20 protein-coding genes and 1 pseudogene are annotated in these 24371 nt (G+C 63.5%); 9 read left to right on the top strand and 12 right to left on the bottom strand.

Annotated features, from left to right (window positions below; translation table 11 throughout):
* The first annotated feature begins 10 nt into the window (after nucleotides 1-10).
* Together JWJ88_RS05860 and JWJ88_RS05865 are read left to right on the top strand one after the other, a co-directional pair.
* On the top strand, nucleotides 11-799 hold the full coding sequence (locus JWJ88_RS05860) for an enoyl-ACP reductase FabI (RefSeq protein WP_205293193.1): 789 nt from the start codon (nucleotides 11-13) through the stop codon (nucleotides 797-799).
* The gene (locus JWJ88_RS05865; protein WP_205293194.1) at nucleotides 799-1626 is read left to right on the top strand and encodes an alpha/beta fold hydrolase; all 828 of its coding nucleotides are present in this window, start codon (nucleotides 799-801) and stop codon (nucleotides 1624-1626) included. The genes JWJ88_RS05860 and JWJ88_RS05865 overlap by 1 nt, the downstream gene beginning before the upstream one ends.
* A 373-nt stretch (nucleotides 1627-1999) precedes the next feature.
* Here JWJ88_RS05865 and putA read toward each other — a convergent pair whose 3' ends face one another.
* Entirely contained in the window at nucleotides 2000-5404 is a 3405-nt protein-coding gene (gene putA, locus JWJ88_RS05870; RefSeq protein ID WP_205293195.1) for a bifunctional proline dehydrogenase/L-glutamate gamma-semialdehyde dehydrogenase PutA, read from the bottom strand.
* A 110-nt stretch (nucleotides 5405-5514) separates the two neighbouring features.
* Between putA and JWJ88_RS05875 the strand changes: the two genes are divergently transcribed.
* Nucleotides 5515-5976, top strand: a complete 462-nt coding sequence (locus JWJ88_RS05875) for an Lrp/AsnC family transcriptional regulator (RefSeq protein WP_205293196.1) — start codon at nucleotides 5515-5517, stop codon at nucleotides 5974-5976.
* Here JWJ88_RS05875 and JWJ88_RS05880 read toward each other — a convergent pair.
* Nucleotides 5973-7007 carry an Ldh family oxidoreductase gene (locus tag JWJ88_RS05880; RefSeq protein ID WP_205293197.1) on the bottom strand — a complete coding sequence of 345 codons (1035 nt, stop codon included), beginning with the start codon at nucleotides 7005-7007 and terminating at the stop codon, nucleotides 5973-5975. The two genes, JWJ88_RS05875 and JWJ88_RS05880, sit on opposite strands and share 4 nt — an antisense overlap.
* Nucleotides 7008-7317: 310 nt before the next feature.
* Between JWJ88_RS05880 and JWJ88_RS05885 the strand changes: the two genes are divergently transcribed.
* The 4 genes from JWJ88_RS05885 to JWJ88_RS05900 are packed head-to-tail and all read left to right on the top strand — an operon-like array spanning nucleotide 7318 to nucleotide 10920.
* A complete protein-coding gene (locus JWJ88_RS05885; RefSeq protein WP_322983571.1) occupies nucleotides 7318-8460 on the top strand; it encodes a sulfate ABC transporter substrate-binding protein in 1143 nt (380 codons plus the stop codon).
* 3 nt (nucleotides 8461-8463) lie between these two features.
* A complete protein-coding gene (gene cysT / locus JWJ88_RS05890; RefSeq protein WP_205293198.1) occupies nucleotides 8464-9303 on the top strand; it encodes a sulfate ABC transporter permease subunit CysT in 840 nt (279 codons plus the stop codon).
* Complete coding sequence (gene cysW / locus JWJ88_RS05895) at nucleotides 9296-10192, top strand: sulfate ABC transporter permease subunit CysW (RefSeq protein ID WP_205293199.1); 897 nt, start codon at nucleotides 9296-9298, stop codon at nucleotides 10190-10192. The genes cysT and cysW overlap by 8 nt, the downstream gene beginning before the upstream one ends.
* Before the next feature lie 8 nt (nucleotides 10193-10200).
* Nucleotides 10201-10920: a sulfate/molybdate ABC transporter ATP-binding protein gene (locus JWJ88_RS05900; RefSeq protein WP_205293200.1), complete on the top strand. Its 720-nt coding sequence runs from the start codon at nucleotides 10201-10203 to the stop codon at nucleotides 10918-10920.
* A 220-nt stretch (nucleotides 10921-11140) separates the two neighbouring features.
* Here JWJ88_RS05900 and JWJ88_RS05905 read toward each other — a convergent pair.
* From JWJ88_RS05905 to JWJ88_RS05915, 3 genes and pseudogenes are all read right to left on the bottom strand, one after another.
* A pseudogene (locus JWJ88_RS05905) lies at nucleotides 11141-11452 on the bottom strand (integrase core domain-containing protein); the annotation flags it as partial.
* 436 nt (nucleotides 11453-11888) lie between these two features.
* Nucleotides 11889-12830, bottom strand: coding sequence for an MYG1 family protein (locus JWJ88_RS05910; protein ID WP_205293201.1), 942 nt, complete (start codon nucleotides 12828-12830; stop codon nucleotides 11889-11891).
* 169 nt (nucleotides 12831-12999) lie between these two features.
* The gene (locus JWJ88_RS05915) at nucleotides 13000-13311 is read right to left on the bottom strand and encodes an ETC complex I subunit (protein ID WP_205293202.1); all 312 of its coding nucleotides are present in this window, start codon (nucleotides 13309-13311) and stop codon (nucleotides 13000-13002) included.
* Nucleotides 13312-13498: 187 nt separating this feature from the next.
* On the opposite strand from JWJ88_RS05915, the gene uvrB reads away from it, so the two are divergent.
* On the top strand, nucleotides 13499-15685 hold the full coding sequence (uvrB, locus tag JWJ88_RS05920; RefSeq protein ID WP_205293203.1) for an excinuclease ABC subunit UvrB: 2187 nt from the start codon (nucleotides 13499-13501) through the stop codon (nucleotides 15683-15685).
* A 33-nt stretch (nucleotides 15686-15718) separates the two neighbouring features.
* On the opposite strand, the gene JWJ88_RS05925 is transcribed toward uvrB, so the two are convergent.
* The 3 genes from JWJ88_RS05925 to JWJ88_RS05935 all read right to left on the bottom strand — a co-directional run bounded on the left by JWJ88_RS05925 (nucleotide 15719) and on the right by JWJ88_RS05935 (nucleotide 17165).
* Nucleotides 15719-16006 (bottom strand): I78 family peptidase inhibitor, encoded by a 288-nt coding sequence (locus JWJ88_RS05925; protein WP_205293204.1) that lies wholly within the window; start codon nucleotides 16004-16006, stop codon nucleotides 15719-15721.
* A gap of 97 nt (nucleotides 16007-16103) precedes the next feature.
* Complete coding sequence (gene parA / locus JWJ88_RS05930; protein ID WP_205293205.1) at nucleotides 16104-16739, bottom strand: ParA family partition ATPase; 636 nt, start codon at nucleotides 16737-16739, stop codon at nucleotides 16104-16106.
* 102 nt (nucleotides 16740-16841) lie between these two features.
* Nucleotides 16842-17165, bottom strand: a complete 324-nt coding sequence (locus JWJ88_RS05935) for an antibiotic biosynthesis monooxygenase family protein (RefSeq protein WP_205293206.1) — start codon at nucleotides 17163-17165, stop codon at nucleotides 16842-16844.
* A 113-nt stretch (nucleotides 17166-17278) separates the two neighbouring features.
* Between JWJ88_RS05935 and JWJ88_RS05940 the strand changes: the two genes are divergently transcribed.
* Nucleotides 17279-18328 (top strand): dipeptidase, encoded by a 1050-nt coding sequence (locus JWJ88_RS05940; protein WP_205293207.1) that lies wholly within the window; start codon nucleotides 17279-17281, stop codon nucleotides 18326-18328.
* 176 nt (nucleotides 18329-18504) lie between these two features.
* On the opposite strand, the gene JWJ88_RS05945 is transcribed toward JWJ88_RS05940, so the two are convergent.
* From JWJ88_RS05945 to JWJ88_RS05960, 4 genes are all read right to left on the bottom strand, one after another.
* Nucleotides 18505-20046 (bottom strand): Ppx/GppA family phosphatase, encoded by a 1542-nt coding sequence (locus tag JWJ88_RS05945; RefSeq protein WP_205293208.1) that lies wholly within the window; start codon nucleotides 20044-20046, stop codon nucleotides 18505-18507.
* A 67-nt stretch (nucleotides 20047-20113) separates the two neighbouring features.
* Nucleotides 20114-22279 carry an RNA degradosome polyphosphate kinase gene (locus JWJ88_RS05950; RefSeq protein WP_205293209.1) on the bottom strand — a complete coding sequence of 722 codons (2166 nt, stop codon included), beginning with the start codon at nucleotides 22277-22279 and terminating at the stop codon, nucleotides 20114-20116.
* 29 nt (nucleotides 22280-22308) lie between these two features.
* On the bottom strand, nucleotides 22309-22998 hold the full coding sequence (locus JWJ88_RS05955; RefSeq protein ID WP_205293210.1) for a P-loop NTPase family protein: 690 nt from the start codon (nucleotides 22996-22998) through the stop codon (nucleotides 22309-22311).
* Between the two features lie 3 nt (nucleotides 22999-23001).
* Nucleotides 23002-24306 (bottom strand): AI-2E family transporter, encoded by a 1305-nt coding sequence (locus JWJ88_RS05960; RefSeq protein ID WP_205293211.1) that lies wholly within the window; start codon nucleotides 24304-24306, stop codon nucleotides 23002-23004.
* Nucleotides 24307-24371: the final 65 nt, after the last annotated feature.

Consider the following 24371-nt stretch of genomic DNA (forward strand, 5'->3'; position numbering starts at 1 on the left):
AGGTTAAGCCATGGGCGAATTGATGAAAGGCAAGCGTGGCCTGGTAATGGGGGTCGCGAATGACCGTTCTATCGCTTGGGGTATCGCCCGGGCGCTGGCTGGCGAAGGGGCGGAACTGGCCTTTACCTATCAGGGCGAGGCTTTCGGAAAACGCGTCGAGCCGCTGGCGCAGTCATTGGGATCCGACTTCCTGATGGACGTCGATGTGCTCGACGACAAGTCGCTTGATCGCGCCTTTGCGGATATCGAATCGCGCTGGGGGGGGCTGGATTTTCTGGTCCATGCCGTCGCGTTTTCTGACAAATCCGAGCTGACTGGACGTTTTATCAATACGACCCGCGATAACTTTAAGAACTCCTTGACGATTTCGTGCTACTCGCTGATCGACTTGGCCCGGCGGGCGCAGCCTTTGATGATGAATGGCGGCTCGATCATCACGCTGACATATGGCGGCTCCAACCGGGTCACACCGTTCTATAACGTCATGGGGGTGGCAAAAGCTGCATTGGAATCATCTGTCCGCTATCTGGCGAACGACCTTGGACCCGAGAAAATTCGCGTCAACGCCATCAGCCCCGGCCCGATGAAAACCCTTGCTGGGGCAGCCATCGGCGGGGCCCGCAAGACCTATCGCCACACCGAGGCGAACGCGCCGCTGCGCGAGAACGCCACGCTGGAGGCAATCGGTGGCACGGCTGTCTGGCTGTGCTCGGACTGGGGCGCCTGCACCACAGGCGAAATCGTGCTTGTCGATGGCGGCTATCACGTATTGGGCATGCCGCAGCCGGAAAACCTCTGATGTCGCTTGGCTTTTTCCAAGCCGAGGATGGAAGCCGGCTGGCCTATCGCGACGAAGGTGAAGGGCTGCCCATCCTTGCCCTGCCGGGGCTGACCCGGACCGGTCAAGATTTCGATTATCTGGCGCCGCATCTGCCGAACCTGCGCCTCATCCGGCCGGATTATCGCGGTCGTGGCAATTCGGACTGGACCGGCGCTGACAGCTATACGGTTCCGCAGGAAGCGCGGGATGTGCTGGCGCTTCTGGATCATCTGGGCATCTCACAAGCAGCGGTCTTGGGCACGTCGCGCGGTGGAATCATCGGCATGTTGCTGGCCGCGACGGCACGCGACAGGATGCTGGGCCTGTGCCTGAACGACGTCGGCCCGGCATTGCAGCGCAGTGGGCTGGAACGGATCTTTGATTACGTTGGCCGAAACCCGGCCGCAAAAAGCCATGAGCAACTGGCACAGCGCCTGCCCGCCGCGATGCCTGGTTTTGCCAATGTGCCTGCAAGTCGCTGGCTGGAAGAGGCGCGCCATCATTATATCGAATCGGCTGAGGGTCTGCGCATCAACTATGACCCCGCCCTGCGCGAAGCGTTCCTCGCAGCCTTCGACGGGCCCGAGGTCGATCTGTGGCCATTGTTCGACACCGCGCATGAACTGCCATTGGCGTTGATACGCGGGGCAAATTCCGACCTGTTGTCGCATCAAACCGCAACAGAGATGCAGCGCCGACGCCCGGATATGATCCTGGCCGAGGTTCCGGATCGCGCGCATGTTCCCTTTCTGGACGAACCCGAATCTCTGGCGGCAATTCACGCCTGGCTGGCGATGATGCGATAGTTGCCCCTGCCGGCTCTATACCGACAGTAGGGGTTCGATCCACGCATCATGACGGTGCCGCTAACTTGCCGCCCAAGCAGAGGACGGATTTTCCAGCGGGGTCGCGCCCGGATGCCCCAATCCCCAAAGCTTCTGCATAAGACATCACCCAGCCCAGCAGGTCTTCGGCAACCGCAATAAGAGCTATTTGCGATAGCCCCACCTATGCGGAGGGCATTGGGGCGCAACCGCCGGACCACGCCACGCGGCAGCATAAAGTCCGCGACTGGCACCGAACCCAGAACAGAGTTGCGGCGAAATGCGGGGCGACCCGCCCCGGACTGGCAGGCAGCGACCCATGCCGCCCGGGGTGCCCGGGGTGCCGGAACCGGCTTCAGCCGGCCAGCAATGCCGCATTGCCGCCTGCAGCAGTTGTATCCACGCAAAGGTGCCGCTCATGCGCGATATGGGCCAGATCGGGATGCGCGCAGATCAGCGGCACAATCGGCCCCTGCCGAGCCGCCAGAACCCGCGCATAGGCCCTGCCCCGCGACGCATCGCCCCACCACAGCACCGCCGAGAACCCTGACAGCGATTCCAGTGCCTCGGGGGAAAGTTGCCCTTCCACCCCGACAGCCTTGCCCCCCATGGCCTCGACTACTGAGATCTGGGCGCGCGTGGCCTCAACGCCCGGTCCAAGGCAAAGAAGCGGTGGGCGGGAACGCAGGCTCAACCGGTTCAGTTCACCCGTAGGACCGGGCATCAGCCGGTCGTCGAGGCTGGTTTCGGTGGCACCGCGCAGAGCAGCGGTCAACCCGCGCAGGTCAACCTCACCGTCACTTCCCTCGCCCGCAGATACCGGCTCGGGTGCGAAAAAGCGCGGCAGATAAAGCGGCCCACCCGCCTTCGGTCCGGTGCCCGACAGCCCCTCGCCGCCGAAGGGTTGCGAGCCGACCACCGCGCCGATCTGGTTGCGGTTGACGTAAATATTGCCGGCGTGAATAGCGTCCGTCACCTCTTGCACCCGCGAATCGATGCGAGTGTGCAGGCCGAAGGTCAGGCCAAAACCGCGCGCGTTGATATTGTCGATCACACGGTTCAGTTCGCCCGCGCGGAAGGTCGCGACATGCAGAACCGGGCCAAAGACCTCGCGTTCCAGATCGTCGATTCCGTCCACGCGCAACAGGACGGGCGGGACGAAATGACCCTGCTTTGGTGCCCAGACCCGGTGCAGGATATGGTTTGCCTTGGTCTCCAGATAGGTGTCGATGCCCTGTTGCGCCTCGGCATCGATCACTGGACCGACATCGGTCGAAAGCTGCCAGGGGTCGCCCACGCGCAACTCGTCCATCGCGCCCTTGATCATGGCGATCAGGTGCGGCGCGATATCCTCTTGCACGTAAAGGCAGCGCAAGGCCGAACAACGCTGCCCCGCCGAGCGGAAGCTGGAGGCCATGATATCGCGCACCGCCTGTTCCGGCAGCGCGGTCGAATCGACGATCATCGCATTCAACCCACCGGTTTCGGCGATCAGAGGCGTTCCGGGCGCCATATGCTCGGCCATGGCGCGGGCGATGGTCTGCGCGGTTTCGGTCGAGCCGGTAAAGACCACGCCCTTGATCCGCGCGTCAGTGGTCAGGGCCGCGCCAACAGTGCCGCCCTGCCCCGGCAGCAGTTGCAGCGCCGCAGCCGGCACACCTGCCTCATGCAGCAGCCGAACGGCAATGGCGGCGATCAGCGGCGTCTGCTCGGCCGGTTTCGCCAGCACGGCATTACCCGCCATCAGCGCGGCCGCGATCTGGCCGGTAAAGATCGCCAGCGGAAAGTTCCACGGGCTGATGGCTGCGATCAGACCGCGTGGCTTGCCGGTCGCGCCGTCACCCTCAGCCGCGTAATAGCGCAGGAAATCAACTGCCTCGCGCAACTCACCCACGCAATCGGGCAGGGTCTTTCCGCCCTCGCGGGCCAGCGTCGCGAAGATCACGCCGAAATGCGCCTCGTAAAGATCGGCAGCGCGGCGCAATACGGCGGCGCGTTCGGCGGCGGGCGCATCCCAGTTGCGGGCGTCGTCCATGGCGCGGGCGACTGTTTCGGCATCCGCCTCGGTCACATGGGCGACAATCTCTGCGGTCGCGGGGTTCCTGACCGGCACGCGCTGCCCCGAGGGAGGCGAGACGGTCAGCGGCACCGCATCCGGCACCTCGACGCCGCGGGCAGCCTCGATACGCGAAAGCGTTGCCTCATCGCTCAGGTCGAAGCCCTGCGAATTGCGCCGACCCTCGCCGAAAACGGCATCCGGCGTGGCCAGACCGGCGGGGGGCCGTGCCTCGGCCAACGCCTCGAAGGGATCGCGGGCAACCTCTTCGGGGCTGACGCCCTCGTCCACGATCTGATGCACGAAGGACGAATTCGCGCCGTTCTCAAGCAGACGGCGGACCAGATAGGCCAGCAGGTCGCGATGCGCGCCGACGGGCGCATAGATGCGGCAACGGCTGTTGTGATCGCGCAGCACGATATCATGCAGGCGCTCGCCCATGCCATGCAGGCGCTGGAATTCGAATTCAATGCCGCCCACCATCTCCAGAATGGCCGAGACGGTCTGGGCGTTATGGGTGGCGAATTGCGGATAGATCCGGTCGGCATAGCCGATCAGCTTGCGGGCATGAGCGATATAGCTGACATCGGTGGCCACCTTGGCGGTGAACAGCGGAAAACCGGGGAAACCCTCGACCTGCGCGCGCTTGATCTCGGTATCCCAATAAGCGCCCTTGACCAGCCGTACCATGATCTTGCGGTCAAGGCGGCTTGCCAGTTCATAAAGCCAGTCGATGACCGGCCCGGCGCGCTTGCCATAGGCCTGCACGACCACGCCGAACCCATCCCAACCGGCAAGCGAGGGATCTGCCAGCACCGCCTCGATCACCTTCAGCGAGATGACCAGCCGGTCCTGCTCTTCGGCATCGATATTCATGCCCATGCCGGCAGCCTTGGCCTGCCGTGCCAGCGACAGGACCACGGGCACCAGTTCGGCCATGACGCGGGTTTCCTGCGCCACCTCATAGCGGGGGTGCAGCGCCGAAAGCTTGATCGAGATCCCGGGGTTCATTTGCACCGAGCCCTTGTCGCAGGCTTTCGCGATCGCCGCGATGGCATCGGAATAGTCGCGGGCATAGCGCGCGGCATCCGCCCCGGTCATCGCTGCCTCGCCCAGCATATCATAGCTGTAGGTAAAGCCCTGCGCCTCGCGGACCTTCGCGCGCTCCAGCGCCTTCTGGATCGTCTCGCCCAGCACGAACTGCCGGCCCATCTCTTTCATCGCGCGTCCCACGGCGGCACGGATCACCGGCTCGCCCAACCGCTTGATGGCACCGCGCAGGGTGCCGGCAACGCCGCCCTGATCGTCGTCCAGCACCTTGCCGGTCAGCATCAAGGCCCAGGTCGAGGCGTTGACCAGGGACGAGGACGCCTCGCCCAGATGCTTACCCCAGTCCGAGGGGGCGATCTTGTCCTCGATCAGCGCGTCGATGGTCTGCCGGTCGGGCACGCGCAGCATCGCCTCGGCCAGACACATCAGCGCCACGCCTTCGCGGGTCGAAAGACCGTATTCCGACAGGAAATGTTCCATCAGGGTGGGCTTGGCCTCGGCCCGGATGCGGCGCACCAGATCGGCAGCGCGGGCAGTGATGGCGGCCCGGGCTTGTGGGGTCAGCGCGGCCTGGGCGATCAGGCGCTCCAGCAGCGGGCCTTCGGGCTGAAATTTGGCATCCAGATCAAGGGCGGAAAGGGGCGTGACGGGCATGGCGTTCTCCTGCGAAGCAGAGCCGTGATAGCGGGAATTGAATAGACCATGTGACCATAATATGGCAGAAGCCCAGACGATCATCACGAAATTCAGCCCAGATTTGGACCATGGAAGAGCTGGACGCCACAAACCGCAAAATCCTGCACGAACTGGTGGCCAATGCGCGGATTCCGATCACGGAACTGGCACGCAAGGTCGGCTTGTCCAAGACCCCGGTCGCCCTGCGCATCAAGCAGATGGAGGAGATGGGGCTGATCACCGGCTATCGCGCGATCCTGTCGCCCGTCAGGTTGGGGCTGACGCATGTGACCTATGTCGAGGTACGGCTGTCGGATACCCGGCAAAAGGCGCTGGAGCAGTTCAACGCCGCCGTGCGCGCCATCGCCGAGGTCGAGGAATGCTATATGATCGCCGGCGGTTTCGACTATCTTCTCAAGGTGCGCTCACATGACATGGCGGACTATCGCCGCATCATGGCCGAACGCATCTCGGCCCTGCCGAATATTCACGCCACCACCAGCTATGTCTCGATGGAGGCGGTGGTCGAGCAGAACTGGACCCCGATCTAACCCAGCGCCGCCAGCCCCTCGCGCTGGAAACGGTCAAGCAGCGCCAGCTCATCGGCGTCCAGCGCGATGCCCTCGGCCTCGGATCGCGCGCGGGCGGCAAAGCGGCGTTGGCCGGGCAGACGCGCGCCCTGCCCCAAAATGGCCTCGAACAGCACCTCAGCCCGCGCCAGCGGATCGCCCGGCCGACCGGCAGCAAAACGCGAGGGCGAAAAGGCCAGGATCAACTCGCCATGTTTCGGGGCAAGGCTCAGCGTGCCCAACTCATCCAGCGCATCCCGACTGGTCAGGTCGCCGATCATCACACCGGCCAGCAGTTCGATCATCGTCGAGATGGCCGAGCCCTTGTGCCCGCCAAATGGCAGCAGGGCACCGGAAAGCCCCGCCTCAGCATCTGTCGTGGCGCGGCCATCGGCATCCAGCGCCCAGCCCTCGGGCAGCGGCTCATTGGCGCGTGCCAGCAGTTCGATCTCGCCACGCGCAACTGCCGAAGTGGCGAAGTCAAAGACATAGGCCGCACCCTCAGCCCTCGGCCAGCCAAAGGCCAGGGGGTTGGTGCCCAACAGCGGCTGCGCGCCGCCCGCCGGGGCCACGGTGGCATAGCTGGGGCACATCGCCAGACCGGCAAGACCACGCGCCGTCAGCGCCTCGACCTCGGGCCAAAGCGCGGAATAATGCACGCAGTCATTGATGACCAAGGCCGCCAACCCCAGCTTTTCGGCCCGCGCGGCCAGTGCCGGCAATCCAAGATCAAAGGCGGCGGGGGAAAAGCCGCCGTCCGCGGCAACGCGGATTACGGCGCTGCCTTCGTCGATCAGTTCGGGCCGCGCATCGGGCGACACCTTGCCGGCCGCCAAGGTGCGCAGGCACCCCTCGATCCGGTAAACACCATGGGATTTTGCGCCGTCGCGTTCGGCCGCGGTGATGATGCGGGTGATTGCGTCGGCCTGCTGGGCGTTGAACCCGGCGCGCATGAAAATCGATTCGACCATCCGGCCCAGTTCGGCCACCGACACCATCGTCTTTTCACCCATGTGCCCATCCTTTTCTGATGCGGGGCAGAAAACCGGATTTTCCGCGCCGCGGCAAGCGTTCAGACCCGGACTCAGCATATTCACCATCGGACGCCACCCAAGTTTCGGGTGCATCAAAAGGCTTGCAGATCGTCCAGAGGCACGGTGCGCCGTTTACACATGCCGGCTGTGAAAATTATAACTAAGGAATTAACATATTGATAAATAATAATATTAAAAACGATGGGAGAACACGCCTTTTTTCTTGAAATAAACGATAAACTCTGTCGTAATTACGGACATGAGAAAGCCGCAAGGAGGACAAGGCATCATGATCCGCACCATTCGCGTGACCGACAGCCAACTGGCCCATGGCCGCGTGGTTCGCCGCCATTCCGGCGGTCGCATCACGGTCGAGGATGGCACCAAGCGCATGACCGGATATCCGCTGAACCCCAACTTCTGGGATCGCTGCATGGGCTTTTCGGTGCGGCGCGCCGTGGCGATGATGGTCACTGTGGCCGGGCTGGGCATGGCTGGTCAGGTCCATGCCGAAAACACGCTGCTGAACGTCAGCTATGACCCGACGCGAGAGCTTTACCGGGACGTCAACGCCGCCTTCGCCGCGAAATGGCAAGCCGACGGACATGCGGCCCCGACCATCGAGGCCTCGCACGGCGGCTCGGGTGCGCAGGCACGCTCGGTGATCGATGGGCTCAGGGCGCAGGTGGTGACGCTGGCGCTGGCTTCGGACATAGACGAGATCGCCGCCAAGGGTCTTTTGCCCGAGGATTGGCAGTCCCGCCTGCCGCACAACAGTTCGCCTTATACCTCGACCATCGTCTTCCTGGTGCGCGAGGGCAATCCCAAGGGCATTCAGGACTGGGGCGATCTGGTCAAGGAAGGGGTCGAGGTGATCACGCCTAACCCCAAGACCTCGGGCGGGGCGCGCTGGAACTATCTTGCCGCATGGGCATGGGCGCAAAAGAACGATCAGGACCCCAAGACCTTTGTGACCGAATTGTTCAAACACGTTCCGGTTCTTGACAGCGGCGCGCGCGGCTCGACCACCACTTTCACCCAGCGCGGAATCGGCGATGTGCTGCTCGCTTGGGAAAACGAAGCCTATCTGGCGCTGAACGAATTGGGAGAGGATCAGTTCGACATCGTCGTGCCCTCGGTTTCGATCCTGGCCGAACCGCCGGTCGCGGTGGTGGACAAGAACATCGCCGATGAAGAGCAAAAGGCACTGGCCGATGGCTATCTGGCCTTCCTCTATTCGCCCGAAGGGCAGGCACTGGCCTTCAAACACTTCTACCGCGCCTGGGATACCAGTGCCGCCAATCCCGACGACGTTGCGCGCTTCCCCGAGCTGGATCTGGTCACCATCGCTGATTTCGGCGGCTGGAAGCAGGCTCAGCCCGAGCATTTCGGCAACGGCGGCACATTCGACCAGATCTATTCGGGGAACTAATCGATGGCGCTTGCGCTTCGCTTGCAGAAATCCCCCATGCCGGGCTTTGCGCTCGGCATGGGAATTACGCTGACCATGCTGTCGCTGATCGTCATCCTGCCGGTCGGCGCGCTTCTCGCCCGGGGCATCAGCTATGGCCCCGAGGCGGTCTGGACCACCATCAACACGCCCCGCGTCTGGGCGGCGCTGTACCTGTCCTTCCGGCTGTCGCTTTTCGCGGCGCTGTTCAACCTGGTCTTCGGCACGCTGCTGGCCTGGGTGCTGGCGCGCTATGAGTTTCCGGGCCGGCGTCTGGTCGATGCGCTGGTCGATCTGCCCTTTGCCTTGCCGACGGCCGTGGCGGGGATCGCCCTGACCGCGCTTTACGCGCCAAACGGGCTTTTTGGCAGCATCGCCAAGGATTTCGGCGGCAAGATCGCCTATACGCAATGGGGCATCCTGATCGCGCTGATCTTTGTCGGCCTGCCCTTTGTCACCCGCACCGTGCAACCCGTGATCGCCGAGATCGAGCAGGAGGTCGAGGAAGCCTCGGCCACGCTTGGCGCCGGCCGGTTCTATACCCTGTACCGGGTGATCCTGCCCATGCTGATGCCCGCCGCGCTGACGGGTTTCGCGCTGTCGCTGGCGCGCGCAGTCGGCGAATACGGCTCGGTCATCTTCATCGCCGGCAACCTGCCGCTCAAGACCGAGATCGCGCCGCTGCTGATCGTCATCAAGCTTGAGGAATTCGACTATGACGGCGCGGCGGCCATCGGCATCGCCATGCTGCTGATCTCATTCAGCATGCTTCTGGTGATCAACCTGATCCAGATCTGGAGTCGGCGGAGGATCGGCCATGTTTGACACTTCATTGCAGGAACCGTTGCTTTCCCCCGCCGACAAGCCCCCGACATGGCGTCCGGTGACCGAGGAAAGCCGGCTCACCCGCCTCCTCCTGATCGCCCTGGCGATGTTCGGACTTGCCATTCTGGTCGTCGCTCCGCTGGCCGTGGTCTTTACAGAGGCCCTGGCGCGCGGCGCGGCCTACGCCGTCGCCTCGCTGGCCAAGCCCGAGGCGACCTCGGCGATCCGCCTGACGCTGCTGGTCGCGGCGATCACCGTCCCACTGAACGCCATCTTCGGCATCGCCGCCGCCTGGACGATCACCAAGTTCGATTTCCGCGGCAAGGCGTTCCTGATCACGCTGATCGACCTGCCCTTTTCCATCTCGCCGGTGGTGGCGGGTCTGGCGCTGGTGCTGTTGTTCGGCACCAACAGCCTGCTTGGCGGCTGGCTGGTGGCCAGCGGCTTTCCGATCATCTTTGCCCTGCCGGGGATCGTGCTTGCCTCGATCTTCGTCACCTTTCCCTTTGTCGCCCGCGAACTTATCCCGGTGATGATCGAACAGGGCCGCGCCGAGGAAGAGGCGGCCCTGACGCTGGGCGCCTCGGGTTGGCGGGTGTTTCGCACCGTGACCCTGCCCAACATCAAATGGGCGCTGCTTTACGGCGTGCTGCTTTGCAACGCCCGCGCCATGGGCGAATTCGGCGCGGTGGCCGTGGTTTCGGGCAAGATCCGGGGCCAGACCGCCACCATGCCGATCACCATCGAGATGCTCTACAACGAATATCTTTCGGTCGCGGCCTTCAGCCTGGCCGCCGTTCTGGCCTTGCTGGGGCTGCTGACGCTGGCGCTCAAGTCCGCGCTGGAATGGCGTCACGCCGACCAGCTTGCCGCAACCCGCCGCTATTGAGGTGTCCCATGCATATCGAAATTGACGAAATCGCCAAGAGTTTCGGTTCGACCGCCGCACTGCATCCGGTCAGCCTTGCCATCCCCTCGGGCGCGCTGGTGGCGCTTTTGGGTCCTTCGGGATCGGGCAAGACCACGCTTTTGCGCATTCTCGGGGGGCTTGAGTTCCCAACCTCGGGCCGGGTGCTTTTCGACGGGCAGGACGCGACCGGGCTTTCCGTGCAAGAGCGCCGCGCCGGCTTTGTCTTCCAAAGCTATGCGCTGTTTCGGCATATGACCGTGTTCGAGAACATCGCCTATGGTCTGCGCGCCCGCGCCCGCCGCACCCGTCCCAACAGAGCTGAGATCGACCGTCGCGTGACCAAGCTGCTTGAGCTGATCCAACTGCCGCAGATCGCCTCGCGCTTTCCCAGTCAGCTTTCGGGTGGACAGCGGCAACGCGTGGCGCTGGCCCGAGCCCTGGCGATCGAGCCGCGCATGCTGCTGCTTGACGAACCCTTCGGCGCGCTCGACGCCCGCGTCCGCAAAGAGCTGCGTCAGGGCCTGCGCGAAATCCACGACACCACCGGGCTGACGACGGTCTTCGTCACTCACGATCAGGACGAGGCGATGGAACTGGCCGATCTGGTGGTGGTGATGTCCATGGGCCGGATCGAGCAGGTCGGTCGTCCGCAGGACATCCGCGCGCGCCCCGCGACACCCTTCGTGCGCGAATTCATCGACGCCTGAGGCCGACGGCGGCTTTTATCAATATCGTTTCCGAATATCGCCCGCCCTTCATCGGGCGGGCCAGCTAATTCGCATCGCCGCCGTGCGTCCTGGTTGTGCGGTTCGGCAGGTAGGAGGGCTGCCAAACGTAAAACCACAGCGCAGGGCAGTGCAGTGCATCAGTAGCCTTGCCCTGCCTACCGATTTTGGACTGCCTGAAGCCGGAGTTTTTCGACTTTGGTCATGGCGGCGGGCTGGTGACACCGCCAGGAAAGTGCAGCGTCCTCGGGACGTTGTAGCCGATGGCGCTGTGGGTCATCGTCATTGTAGCGTCTCCGCCAATCCTCCAGCTTTTCGACCGCGTCCGCAAGGCTCATGAACCAGTGGGCGTTCAGGCATTCGGACCTCAGCTTGCTGTTGAATGCCTCGATAGAGCCGTTGTCTGTCGGCTTTCCCGGGCGTGAGAAGTCCAAGGTGACCTGCCGGCGTAAGCCCAGAGATCCAGGTCGCGAGAGTTGAATCTGCTGCCATTGTCGCCCTGCCTCGCCTTGGGTGTCAGAAGCCGCAGCACTCCGAAGAGAGAAGAGGTCGCAAGGTCCTCGCGGGGATTGCGCTTCGCGTCATGGAGAATCTTCTCCATCCTCGCTTTCTTCGCGACCCCGGCATTGAACATAACCACCCACACCAGAACAGGAAATCCACTCGGAGGCTACGATTGCTTCGCTCCTCCCGCAAGCGGATAGGATCCAGTTTTCGGTTTTCGGGTTTCGTCGATGGGGTCGGCATCGTCGAATGCGGCGTCATCCCAGTTCGCGCAGAGGCGGAACCGGTCTAGCTATGTCCGCTAACTGCGCTCGCCGCCGCTTGGATGAAGATACCGAGTGGCGGTTATCGCGGATTTCTGCGGAAATTGTTCTTCGCAGATTCTTGAAATTGGAGTTTTGTACAGCCTCTGCCGTTTGCGCAGCCTTCATTTCATTTTCACATCATCACACAGAACCAGCTTCCGCCAATTCTGCTTCCTTCACGGCGATCCCGGCCATTTCCAGCGCTGCGTCTCGGGTTGCGGCGGTGGCGATGAAGCGGCCGTTGTGGCAGAAAAGGGCCCCCTTGACGCCAGATGCTTCCTCAAGCGCCATGCCGGTCAGTCCAGCCCATAAGGCTGGCAGGTCGGCGCGTTGTTCGAAGCCTTCCTCGGATTTGCGGATACCACCGATTACCCAATCGCTGCCGCGCGGGCTGATGACGAACCACAGGTGATCCGCCCCGGCCTTTACCACGGCAGGGCGGAAGGGCATGCCCATGGGCAGCTCAAGGATGCGGCTATCGCCCGCTTTGGCAATGGCCTCAAGAACGATGGCTTCCGCGCGCAGCTTAGCGGCACTGCGGGCTATGCGAGCCTCGACGAAGGCGCGGGCGATGGTCAGGGCGGTCTGGAACGCGCTGTCGTCAGCACCCGACGCGGTATCGTCGAAGACCGGCTTCAGGCTCTCGATCAACTCGGGCAGGAGCATGCTGGTGAGCAGCGGTCCGGCGCTGGCCGGGCTGAGCGCGCCGTTGTCCAGCAGGTCGATCGGCAGGACGAACCTCGCATCAAACGACGCGTGGACCGCTTCGATATGCTCGGACGGGACGCCGGAAGCTATCAGGTAGTCGCGGCCGAAGTGACACCAGATCAGCCCGAAAGAGCTGAAGGGCTGACCATCATCGCGCAGGGGCGCGCCGCGCTGGTGGTGGTCGAAGATCCCCGCATCGGCATCATAGGCGCCGCCGACGTCATAGATGATGCGGTCGGGACCGGGGGTGATCCATTCCGCTGCACGGCTGCGGATCAGCTGCGCCTGCGGGAAAAGCCGTGTCAGGATAACGGTTGAAAAGACCTCATCTGCATGAAAGCCGCCGGAATGGGTGACGAGATAGGCGGGGGTCATGGCTGATATTCCTTGGCGCGGTCGAATCGTGCGGTTAGGCCGATCTGGCAAATAATAAGACGGGGCCGGAAATCCGACCCCGGAAAAATCAGCAAGTTGACAAAGCTATGCCCCGAATCCTGCCAAAACTATCCCGAGCTGGCACTAACTTTCGCCCGATTTACAAAGGTCAATGCGTCCAGGGGGCGCGACGGTCGTTGGCGAAATTCTCGCCATAGCCGCGGGGGCGGATGTTGGGGGCGCGGGTGTGCGGCTCGAACACCTCATAGTCCAGCCCGTTCTCGCGGGCGTAATCCTCGGCCTGCTTGCGGGTTTCAAAGTGCAGGCGGATCTGGCTTTGGGTATCGTCGCTGCTGGTCCAGCCCATCAGCGGGTCAATCTCGCGCGCGTCGGCAGGCGGAAACACCAGCACCCAATTCTTGGTGCGGGCCGTGCCGGACTGCATGGCGTTGCGGGCGGGCTTGTAGATGCGGACACGCATGGCGGGAACCCTCTGTTCTTGCTTGTCGCCTTATCCCCGAACCGGGGCGGGCGATCAAGATGCATGTCGCGCGATTTCTCGCTGTGCAGGCCGTATTGTCGTCCCTGCATGGCGCATATTCCCTTGCCGGGCTTGCATTGGGGCGCGAATGCGCCAGATTGACCCAGGCAGGAACAAAGGTGAAACCATGGGCCACAACAACACCAACGCCCCCGTCGCACGCTTTCCCGAGGTGGCGCGGCCCAAGCTGGAAGGCGGCAGGCGTTTCATCCTGCATTCCGAATTCCAGCCCGCGGGCGACCAGCCCACCGCCATCACCGAACTGGCCAAGGGGATCGTGGAAGGCGAGCGCGATCAGGTGCTGCTTGGGGCCACCGGCACCGGCAAGACCTTCACCATGGCCAAGGTGATCGAGGCGACGCAGCGCCCGGCCATCATCCTTGCGCCGAACAAGACGCTGGCCGCCCAGCTTTACGGCGAGTTCAAGGGCTTCTTTCCCGAAAACGCCGTCGAATATTTCGTCAGCTATTACGACTACTACCAGCCCGAAGCTTATGTTGCCCGCAGCGATACCTATATCGAAAAGGAATCGCAGATCAACGAAGCCATCGACCGGATGCGCCACTCGGCCACCCGGGCCCTGCTGGAACGCGATGACGTGATCATCGTCGCCTCGGTTTCCTGCATCTACGGTATCGGTTCGGTCGAAACCTATTCGGCCATGACCCAGGACATGGTGGTCGGCCAGCATTATGACCAGCGCGAATTCCTGGCCGAACTGGTGGCGCAGCAATACCGCCGGCTTGACGCCGCCTTTCAGCGCGGCGGCTTTCGCGTGCGCGGAGATGTGGTCGAGGTCTGGCCCGCGCACCTTGAAGACCGGGCATGGCGCTTTGATTTCTTCGGGAATGAGCTTGAATCCATTACCGAATTCGATCCACTGACCGGCGCCAAATCCGACAGTTTCAAGCAGATCCGCATCTATGCGAACAGCCACTACGTCACCCCGCGCCCGACTTTGCAGCAGGCAATCAAGGGGATACGCGCTGAACTTCAGGTTCGGCTCAAGCAATTGACCGACGAAGGCAAGCTACTGGAGGCCCAACGACTTGAACAACGCACGAACTTTGACTTGGAAATGCTTGAAGCTGCTGGGGTTTGCAACGGTATCGAGAACTATTCCCGCTATCTGACCGGGCGAGCCCCGGGCGAGCCACCCCCGACACTTTTCGAGTTTATCCCGGATAACGCCATTGTTTTCGCGGATGAATCCCACGTATCGGTTCCGCAAATCGGCGGCATGTATCGCGGCGACTTTCGGCGTAAGTTCACGCTGGCCGAGCACGGTTTCCGCCTGCCCAGTTGCATGGATAACCGTCCGCTGAAGTTCGAGGAATGGGACAGCATGCGCCCGCAATCGGTCTTTGTCAGCGCCACCCCCGCGCAATGGGAGATGGACCAGACCGGCGGCGTCTTCACCGAACAGGTGATCCGCCCCACCGGCCTGCTGGACCCGCAGGTCGAGATCCGGCCGGTCGAGATGCAGGTGGACGACCTGCTGGACGAGGTGCGCAAGGTCTCTGCCGAAGGGTATCGCACGCTTGTCACCACCCTGACCAAGCGCATGGCCGAGGACCTGACCGAATACCTGCACGAACAGGGCATCCGCGTGCGCTACATGCACAGTGATATCGACACGATTGAGCGCATCGAGATCCTGCGCGACCTTCGGCTGGGCACTTTCGACGTGTTGGTGGGGATCAACCTTTTGCGCGAGGGGCTTGATATTCCTGAATGCGGGCTGGTGGCGATCCTTGATGCCGACAAAGAGGGGTTCCTGCGCAGCGCGACCTCACTCATCCAGACCATTGGCCGTGCGGCACGCAACGCCGAGGGCCGGGTGATCATGTATGCCGACCGCATCACCGGCAGCATGGAACGCGCCATGGCCGAAACTGATCGCCGGCGCCTGAAACAGATCGCCTATAACGAGGCGCATGGCATCACGCCGCAGACGGTGCGCAAGAATGTCGAGGACGTTCTGGCCGGGCTGTGGCAGGGCGATACGGATCAGGCGCGCATCACCACCAAGGTGGACAAACCGCTGGTCGGGGCCAATCTGGCCGCGCATCTGGACGCGCTCAGGACACAGATGCGCAAGGCCGCCGAGAATCTGGAGTTCGAAGAGGCCGCACGCCTGCGCGACGAGGTCAAACGGCTGGAGGCCGTGGAGCTGGCCATTGCGGACGACCCGCTTGCCCGGCAATCCGCCATCGAAGAAGCGGCGGAAGCGGCAGTCAAATCCTCGGGGCGCTCGACCGCAGGACGGGCCGGGCAGCGTGGCGGCAACAAGCGGTCACGCCGCCACAGCTAGGGTGCGGCGTGATCGGAACCGCCGCGCCCGCGGTCAGTTGCAACTGACCGAAAGCAGTTTGCCGCGGCTGTCGACGATAAAGGTCAGGCGTTCCTGATTCAGATCCATCGTCATCGGCCCATCCTTGCGTACGATGCGATACATCTGCCCTTCGGGAACCGAGATCGTGGGCGAGGTCTGGCCAACCAGATGGCTATAACGCGCAGCACCACAGGGATCGGCAATTGAGACGATGGGCTCTTCGGGGGGCGGGGCTTCCGGCGTGCAGGCAGCCAGCGCAAACGGCGTTGCCAGAATGGCAAGGGAAAGGGACAGTTTCATCTTGACCTCATGAGTCTGGACATCCTGCCGGACAACCCGCGAGGCGGCGGTTGGTTTCGTAAGCCGCGCAAGATCGGCGGATTTCCGCAGGTCATGGTCAGCCCAATGCGGAAAGCACCTCTTGCATCAGGGCCTCGACCTCGGCCCGGGCGGTGGCATTGCGTGCGGTTTCGCCCGCCCCAAGCCCCTGCCCAAAAGCCTCAGCATAGGCCACGCGATTGGCAAGCTGCGCGGCGGCCACCTCGGCCCCCAGTGCGGCGGCGCCCTGGGCCACCTCGCCGGTCAGGCGGGCATGGGAACGGGTGCGGTTCAACACAATCAGCGTGTCGCATTTCTCGCGCCGCGCCAGATCCAGAACCCCTTCAGTCGCCCACAGATCGACATGGCTGGTCGCCACGGGCACCAGCACCAGATCGGCCACGCGCAGCGCCGGACGCAGGTCGCTGTCGATCTTGGGCGGCGTGTCGATGATGACGAAATCAAAGCGCTTCTTCAGCTTGTCGGATTCGTAGCTGGCCCCCCATGCGGATGAGGTGGTGAACTCCAGCGCCTCATCCTCGCCGCGCCGTTCCAGCCGTTCCAGAAACCAGCGCCCCATGCTGCCCTGCGGATCGGTATCCAGCAACGCGACCGAATGGCCCTGCCCGCGCAAGGCCACCGCCAGATTGACCGCAATCGTGGTCTTGCCCGAGCCGCCCTTTTGCTGGGCAACAGTGATGATCCGTCCTGCCATAAGCCCCTCCGTTCCGGCGATCGCCCGATTGTTTTATGCCAGACTAGGGACGAAGCGGGCGCAATGCACGGCTTTTTGCAGTCGCAGCATCGGCTTTCTGCATCAGGTCTTCCAGGTATCGACCACCTCGTACATCACCGGCTCGAAATGGCGGCACATGGCGTTGATGGCACGGTTGCGGGTGCGCATCTCGGAGCTGCGCAGCATGGCCTGATAATCGCGTCGGTCGCGCCATTGCGAATAGCTGCAGATACGGGTCTGGGCATCGTTCAGGTGGATCGCGCCCGAGACATAGCCCGGCTGGTGGCGGATGACCTGATCGTAGGCGTCGTTCAGCGCATCCAGCACGTCATGCGCCGTTCCGGGCGTCACCTCGAAGGTGCAGATCACGGTCTGGCCGGTGAATTCCTTGTCGATATGGGTCATGGGCTGGGTTCCTCCTTGCCTGGCACTAGTCACCAGTTTACGGCGAAGCGCGCAAGGTTGCAGCGGTTTTCCGTCCGCGCCATGGTGGCGGCACCTCAGCGAAAGGATATGGCATGATTCCGGTCTTCGACGGTCACAACGATTTCCTGCAGCGGATGGTGGCTGCGGGATCCGAGCGCGACCGGCTTTGGCTAAAGGGGGACGGCAGCGGCCATCTGGATCTGCCGCGCATGCGGGCCGGCGGCTTCGGGGGCGGTTTCTTTGCGATCTGGACGCCCTCTCCGCCCGGTCCCGACGACTCGCTGGCGGCGATGCTCAAGAAGAACCCGCCCTTTGCCCTGCCCTTGCCGCCCGAAGTGCCGGCCACCGAGGCCCTGCCCCATGCGCTGGCCCAGGCAGGACAGTTGATGGCGATGGAGCGCAGCGGCGCGCTGAGCATCTGCAAGACCGCCGCCGAGTTGCGCACGACGATAGCCGAGGATCGAATCGCCGCCATCCTGCATATCGAGGGCGCCGAGCCCATTCCCGATCTGGATGCACTACATGTCTGGCACGCGATGGGCCTGCGCTCGGTCGGGCCGGTCTGGTCCCGGCCGACCCGCTATGGCCACGGCGTCCCCTTTGCCTTCCCATCCTCGCCCGACACCGGGCCGGGGCTGACCGATCAGGGCAAGGCTTTGGTGCGCGAATGCAATCAGTTGCGCATCATGCTGGACCTGTCGCACCTGAATGAACAAGGTTTTGACGACGTGGCTGCGCTGTCGGACGCACCGCTGGTCGCCAGTCATAGCTGTGCCCATGCCATAGCCCCCAGTTCCCGCAACCTCACCGACCGGCAGTTGCAGGTCATCGCCGAATCGCGCGGGCTGGTCGGGCTGAATTTCGCGGTGGGCTTTCTGCATCCCGAAGGCCGCCGCGACCCGATGCATGGATTCGAGATCATGCTGCGCCATCTTGACCATCTGCTTACATTTCTGGGCGAAGACGGCGTGGCGCTTGGCTCGGATTTCGACGGTGCGGACATGCCGGCGGATCTTGCCGATGCTTCGGCCTTGCAGAACCTGCTGCAAGCCATGCAGGCGCATGGCTATGGCCGTGAACTGGTCGAAAAGATCGCCTGCAAGAACTGGCTGAACGTATTGGAAAGGACTTGGGGGGCCTGACCGCGCCGCGTTCGCGGGGTCCTCAGTGGCAAGATGCGGGGGCGTCGATCTGAAACCGGATACTCTGGTAAAAACACAAAAGGATCGACGCCGCCCGTGCACAAGGAAATGCCACAAGCGATCTGCGCGGGATAGTTGTCTGTTCAGATAGTATTTCCATTTATGGGCGAAGGGGCTCAGCCCCCGGTCACGACAGGCGTGACCCCCATAGCCTCGGCAAGAGAGCGAAAGCGCGCCTCGGCCACCTCGCCCATCAGCGCACGCCCGGTCTTGGTCAGCTTCAACTCAAGCTGATTCTTCTTGCGCTGCAGGTTCAGGGTGCCCGCCTCGGCCGGGTCCTTGACCGAGAACATGGCACCAAAGCGCAGCGCCTTGCCCAGCACCTCCGCCTCGCGGATCTCCTTGTCGGACAGCAGCCCGAACAGCGGCGCCATCGGGGAATTGGAGCGGCTGTTTTTGTAGCGGTGCAAAAGCGACAGGCCCAGAAACACCCGCTCTGGATGGGACAGCGCCGCCATATTGGCGCGCGTCACATTATCGAAACAGGCATCGGCGCGATACTCGGGATGGGTGCGCCAGGTCGTGTCATGCAACAGGCAGGCGGCCTTGACCAGCCGGTCGCGATCGGGCGGCTGATCGCCGAACAGCGGCTCCAGAAACTGATAAAGTTTCTTGCCGAAACCCGGCATCCGCGCCATCTGCCGTTCGGCAAAGCGCGCGGCCTCGATCAGCGGATCGCGCGACCGCAGCCCGGTCGGCATGTGCTCGTAAAGCAGCCCTTCGCGAATGCCATAGGAAGAAACCGCCAGCGATTTCGGCTGCAAGCTTTGCACCAACTGCCGCAGCACCAGACTGGCCAGCGGCACCAGCTCCATCCGGCTTTGCGAGATGCCGGTCATCGCCCGCATCTCGGACACTGTCTTGTTGCCGATCCATTTCACCGTATCCGTGACGGCCTGAGGCGTCATGCGGTATTCGTGCAGGACGGTCATGGGATATCTGGCGCGCTCCATATCCAACCGCGCGATGGCCCGCCACGAGCCGCCGACCAGATAGATCTGTTCATGTCCGCGCCCCAACCGCTCTGCCGCTACTTCGATGGCGTCCCGGATATGGTTGCGCAGCCCCGATGCGCCGCCCTTGACCTGTTGCAGCCGGAACGGACCCAGCGGCGTCGAGATGCGGCGCCCCACCTTGCCGTCCGTCACCTCGGCCAGTTCCATCGAACTGCCGCCGATGTCGCAGACCAGCCCCTTGGCGTCCGGCCAACCCAAAAGCACGCCCTGCGCGGACAGCCGCGCCTCTTCCTCGCCCCGGATGACCAAAAGCTTCAGCCCGGTCTCCTTCTCGACCGCCTTGCGAAAGGCGGGGCCGTCCTCGGCCTCGCGCACGGCGGCGGTGGCAACGCAGGTCAGGGTCTTGATGCCCATGCTGTCGGCCAGAACGGAAAAGCGCCGCAGGGCGGCCATACCCCGGCGCACGCCATCGGGGTTAAGCCGGCCGGTTGCGGCCAGCCCCTGCCCCAGCCCTGCCATGACCTTTTCGTTATAGAAATAAGCCGGCGAACGCGCCGCGCCGTCAAACACCACCATGCGGATCGAGTTCGATCCGACATCGACCACGCCAACCCGGCTCAGCGCCCGTTCCGAGGCACGTTCGAACAGCGAGCGTCCGAAGGGTTCGATGGTTTCTCCGCTTGCGGTCACAATGCCGTTCATCGGTGCCTCTCGATTCCGTTACTACGCCGGGCGCACGTGCTTTGGATGGTGCAATTGACCGCTTGCGTCAATCCGTCGAGTGCATCAGCGCCGGAACGTCGCGGGCACCCGCCGTGCCACGCCCCGACAATGAGGGGTTTTCCATGAAGAACTTGTGACAGGAAAACAGATCGTCCCGCCCGGCAGGCAAATAGCGCAAATAACGCCCATCGGGCTGCAAAAGCCAACTCTGCGCCTCATCCGCCATGTTCGCGGCCATGACCTGACTGGTGATCTGGGCCTTTACCGTCTCGTTGAAGCATTCCACCAGCGCCTCGACCCGGCGCGTCAGGTTGCGTCCCATCCAGTCGGCCGAGCTGATGAACACCCGCGCCTTTTTCGAAGGCAGGCCCTGTCCGTTGCCGAAACAGACGATGCGCGAATGTTCCAGAAAGCGCCCGACGATGGATTTCACCCGGATGTTTTCCGACAGGCCGACGATGCCGGGCCGCAGGCCGCAGATGCCGCGGATCACCAGATTGATCCTGACGCCCGCCTGACTGGCGGTATAAAGCGCCTCGATCACGTCCTTGTCGATCAGGCTGTTCATCTTTGCCCAGATCTCGGCCGGGCGGCCGCGGCGGGCGAATTCCGCCTCGCGCGCGATCAATTCCAACAGCCGTTCCTTGAGGTCGATGGGCGAGATGGCGATATTCTCCAACCCGTCGGGCTGAACGTAACCCGACAGGAAGTTGAACACTTTCGACGCGTCGCGCCCCAGCGCGGGATTGCAGGTGAACAGTGACAGGTCGGTATAGATGCGCGCGGTGATCGGGTGATAGTTGCCGGTGCCGAAATGGGTATAGGTCACCAGTTGATCGCCCTCGCGCCGCACCACCGCGCTGATCTTGGCATGGGTCTTGTATTGCATGAAACCATAGACGACATGCGCGCCCGCGCGTTCCAGTCGCCGCGACTGGCGGATGTTGGCGGCCTCGTCGAAACGCGCCTTCAACTCGACCAGTGCCGTCACGGACTTGCCCGATTCGGCGGCCTCGCACAGCGCATCCACGATCGAACTGTCGCGAGAGGTGCGGTAAAGCGTCTGCTTGATCGCCAGCACATCGGGGTCGCGCGCCGCCTGCGCCAGAAACCGCACCACCATGTCAAAGGTCTCATAGGGGTGGTGCAGCAGCATGTCCTTTTGCCGGATGGCCGCAAACATGTCGCCGTCATGGTCCTGCACCCGTTCGGGCACCCGAGGGGTGAAGCTGGGCCATTGCAGGTCGCGGCGGCTGTCCAGAACCAGTTCGCGCAGGTCCGCCATGCCCAGAAGGCCCTCGACCTCGACCACTTCCTCGGGGTCGACGTCAAGCTCTTCCATGATGACCTTGCGCAGCCGGTCCGGCGCGCCGGCGGTGATCTTGAGCCGGATAACCGAACCCCGCCTGCGGCGCTTCAACGCCGTCTCGAATTCGCGCACCAGATCCTCGGCCTCGTCCTCGACCTCCAGATCGCTGTCGCGCAGCACGCGAAAGGCGCAATGGCCGATGTCGCGATAGCCGGGAAACAGGCTGGGCAGGTGCATCATCAGCAGGTCTTCCAGCCGCAGGAACCGCTTGCCGCCCGGCAACGGGATGAACCGGGCGATCTGCTGGGGGATGGGCAGCAATGCCTGCATCCGCCGCCCGTCGCTTTCGCGCGCCAGCTCCAGCGCCAGCGAAAAACCGGTATTGGGGATAAAGGGGAACGGATGGGCCGGGTCGATGGCCAGCGGCGACAGCACCGGAAACACCTGGTCCATGAAATGACGGCGCAGGAATTCCTCTTCCGCGCGGGTCACGCGCGAGCGGGACAGGATGGTGATATCGGCTTGCTCGATCTCGCGGCGCAGACCGTTCCAGACCGCCTGTTGCGCACTCATCAGCCGGCGGGCATCGGCGTTGACCAGCCCAAGCTGCTCGGCCGGGGTCAGCCCGTCGTCGGAAAGGTTCGTATTGCCCTCGCGCACCAATTCGCGCAGGCCGGCGACCCGCACAGTATAGAATTCGTCCAGATTGGTGGCCGAAATCGACAGAAATCGCAGCCGCTCAAGCAGCGGGACGCGGGGGTTGCGCGCCTCATCCAGCACGCGCCAGTTAAAGGCGAGCCAACTGATCTCGCGGTTGAAAAACCGTGCGGGTCCCTCGGGCGGGCCGTCGGCCAGCTCGCGGGGGGCGGGAAAAGGGGATTTCAGAAAATCGGCCTGGGTCATGTCTGCGGAACTCGGGAAATGCGCGGGGATCATGCGTCGGCGGGGGCCAGCTTGTCCAGCAACTCGGCGGCCAGACGGCGAGTGATGGCACGGCGGTCGGCAAGCGATTCCCGGTCGATGGCAGCGACCAGACGGCGGGCAAGGTCCAGATCACGCTCCATCCGCAGCGCCAGCCAGTCCACCACATCGGGCGAGACCTGAATCTGGCGATCAGCGAACAGCTTGACCAATATCGCCGGCAGCAGCGCGTCGTCGGGCGGGCCTAGCACCGCCTGCGCCGCCGTCTCCAGCCGCGAGCGCAGGTCGGGCAGCGCCACGCCCCAGTCGCGCGGCACCGATTGCGCGGTGATCAGCAACAGAGACTGCCGGGCGCCGGCAAGGTTCCACAGATGGAACAGGCCCTGTTCGGCGACCGGGTTGCCGCCGATCTCATGCGCGTCCTCGACCACCAGCGCCGCGCCGGGACCGACGAGGTCATCGACGCTTTCGGGGGTCAGCGTCCAGCCGTGGCAGATCTGTGCGCCATGTTCCACCGCCCAGAACCCGACCAGATGCGACTTGCCGGCACCGGGCCCGCCGATCAGCAGCAATCGCCCCTGCGGCCAGCGGTCCGGCGCGTCCAGCATCGCCAGCGCATCGCGATTGGCCACGGTGATCAGGAAATCGTCGCGCGTCGAGGCGGGCGGCATCGTCAGGTCCAGCGTCAGTTGTCTGGCCACCGTTCAGTCGTCCTTGCCATGCAGGCTTTCGCGCGCCTCGATCCAAAGCTCGGAGGGCGAAGGCGGCCCTTCGGCGTCGGGAATCCTGCCGGATTTCTGACGTTCCTGATGCTGTTCAAGCAGATGGGCCAGATGCTCGTCGCGCTGGATCTGCGCCACGGCAATGTCGCGCGACATCTGCGCCAACTGGCGCGCGCGCTCGGTCGTGCCGCGCGGCACCATCTCGACCAGCGTGGGGGGCGCAGGCGGCGCAGGCACCTCGCGCCCGGTGTAAAGCGCGCTTTCCTTGTAGCGGGCGACGGCAAAACGCACCAAAACCCCCAGCGCCGCTGCCACGGGCACTGCGACAAGCAGGCCGACGAATCCGAAAAGCGAGCCAAAGACGGTCAGGGCCAGCATCAGCCAGACCGGATGCAGCCCGACATGGCCGCCGACGATCTTGGGCTGCAGATAGTTCCCCTCGACCACCTGGCCCAGGGCAAAGACGGCGATCACCGCGCCGATCCACAGCGGCTGACCCCAAAAGGCAAAGAAAGCGACGCCGATGGCGGTCGCGCCCCCCACCAGCACGCCGACATAGGGAATGAAGGACAGCGAGGCCGCAATGGCCCCGATGGCCACACCGAAAGGCAGGCCGATAAAACCAAGGCTGACCGAATAGAATGTGCCAAGGATCAGGATCACCAGACCCTGCCCGCGCACGAAACCCGACAGCGCATCGTCGATCTCATGCCCCAGTTGACGGATGGTGCTGGCATGCTGGCGCGGCAAAAGCTCGTCCAGCCGATCCACCATATTGTCCCAGTCCAGCAGCAGATAGAAGGCCACGACCGGCACGATCACGATCAGCATGACCATGCTGACCACGCCCAGGACCGAGCCCAGCACGGTGCTGACCAGTTCTCCGCCGCGTTCGCTGATCTGCTTGCCCATATTGGTCAGCGCGGTATTGATCGGGTTCCCTTCGGTAAAGACCTCGGGAAAGCGCGTCATCAGGAACCGCTGAAGCTGCTGGAACATCTCGGGCGCCGTTTCGACCAGCGACGTGGTCTGGCGCACCAGCACCGGCACCAGCAGCAGGAACAGCACCACCATCGCCAGCAGGCCGCAAAGCGTGATGATGATGACCGAGGTCGTGCGCGACAGGCCGTGACGCTCCAACCGATCGGCCAGCGGGTCGAACAAATAAGCCACCGCCGCGCCCATGATAAAGGGCATGATGGCGTTGCCCAAGCCCCACAGCGCCAGCAGCACAAGGCCAAGCGCGCCACCCCAATACAGGATCTGTTTCTGCCCCGGCAGTTGCATGGGTCTTGTCGCTCCTGTCGCCCGTGTCCGAATTCCTATGTGGACGGTCGCGGCGCGGCTTGCAA

The sequence above is a fragment of the Paracoccus methylovorus genome (genome assembly GCF_016919705.1).
Classification (GTDB): domain Bacteria; phylum Pseudomonadota; class Alphaproteobacteria; order Rhodobacterales; family Rhodobacteraceae; genus Paracoccus; species Paracoccus methylovorus.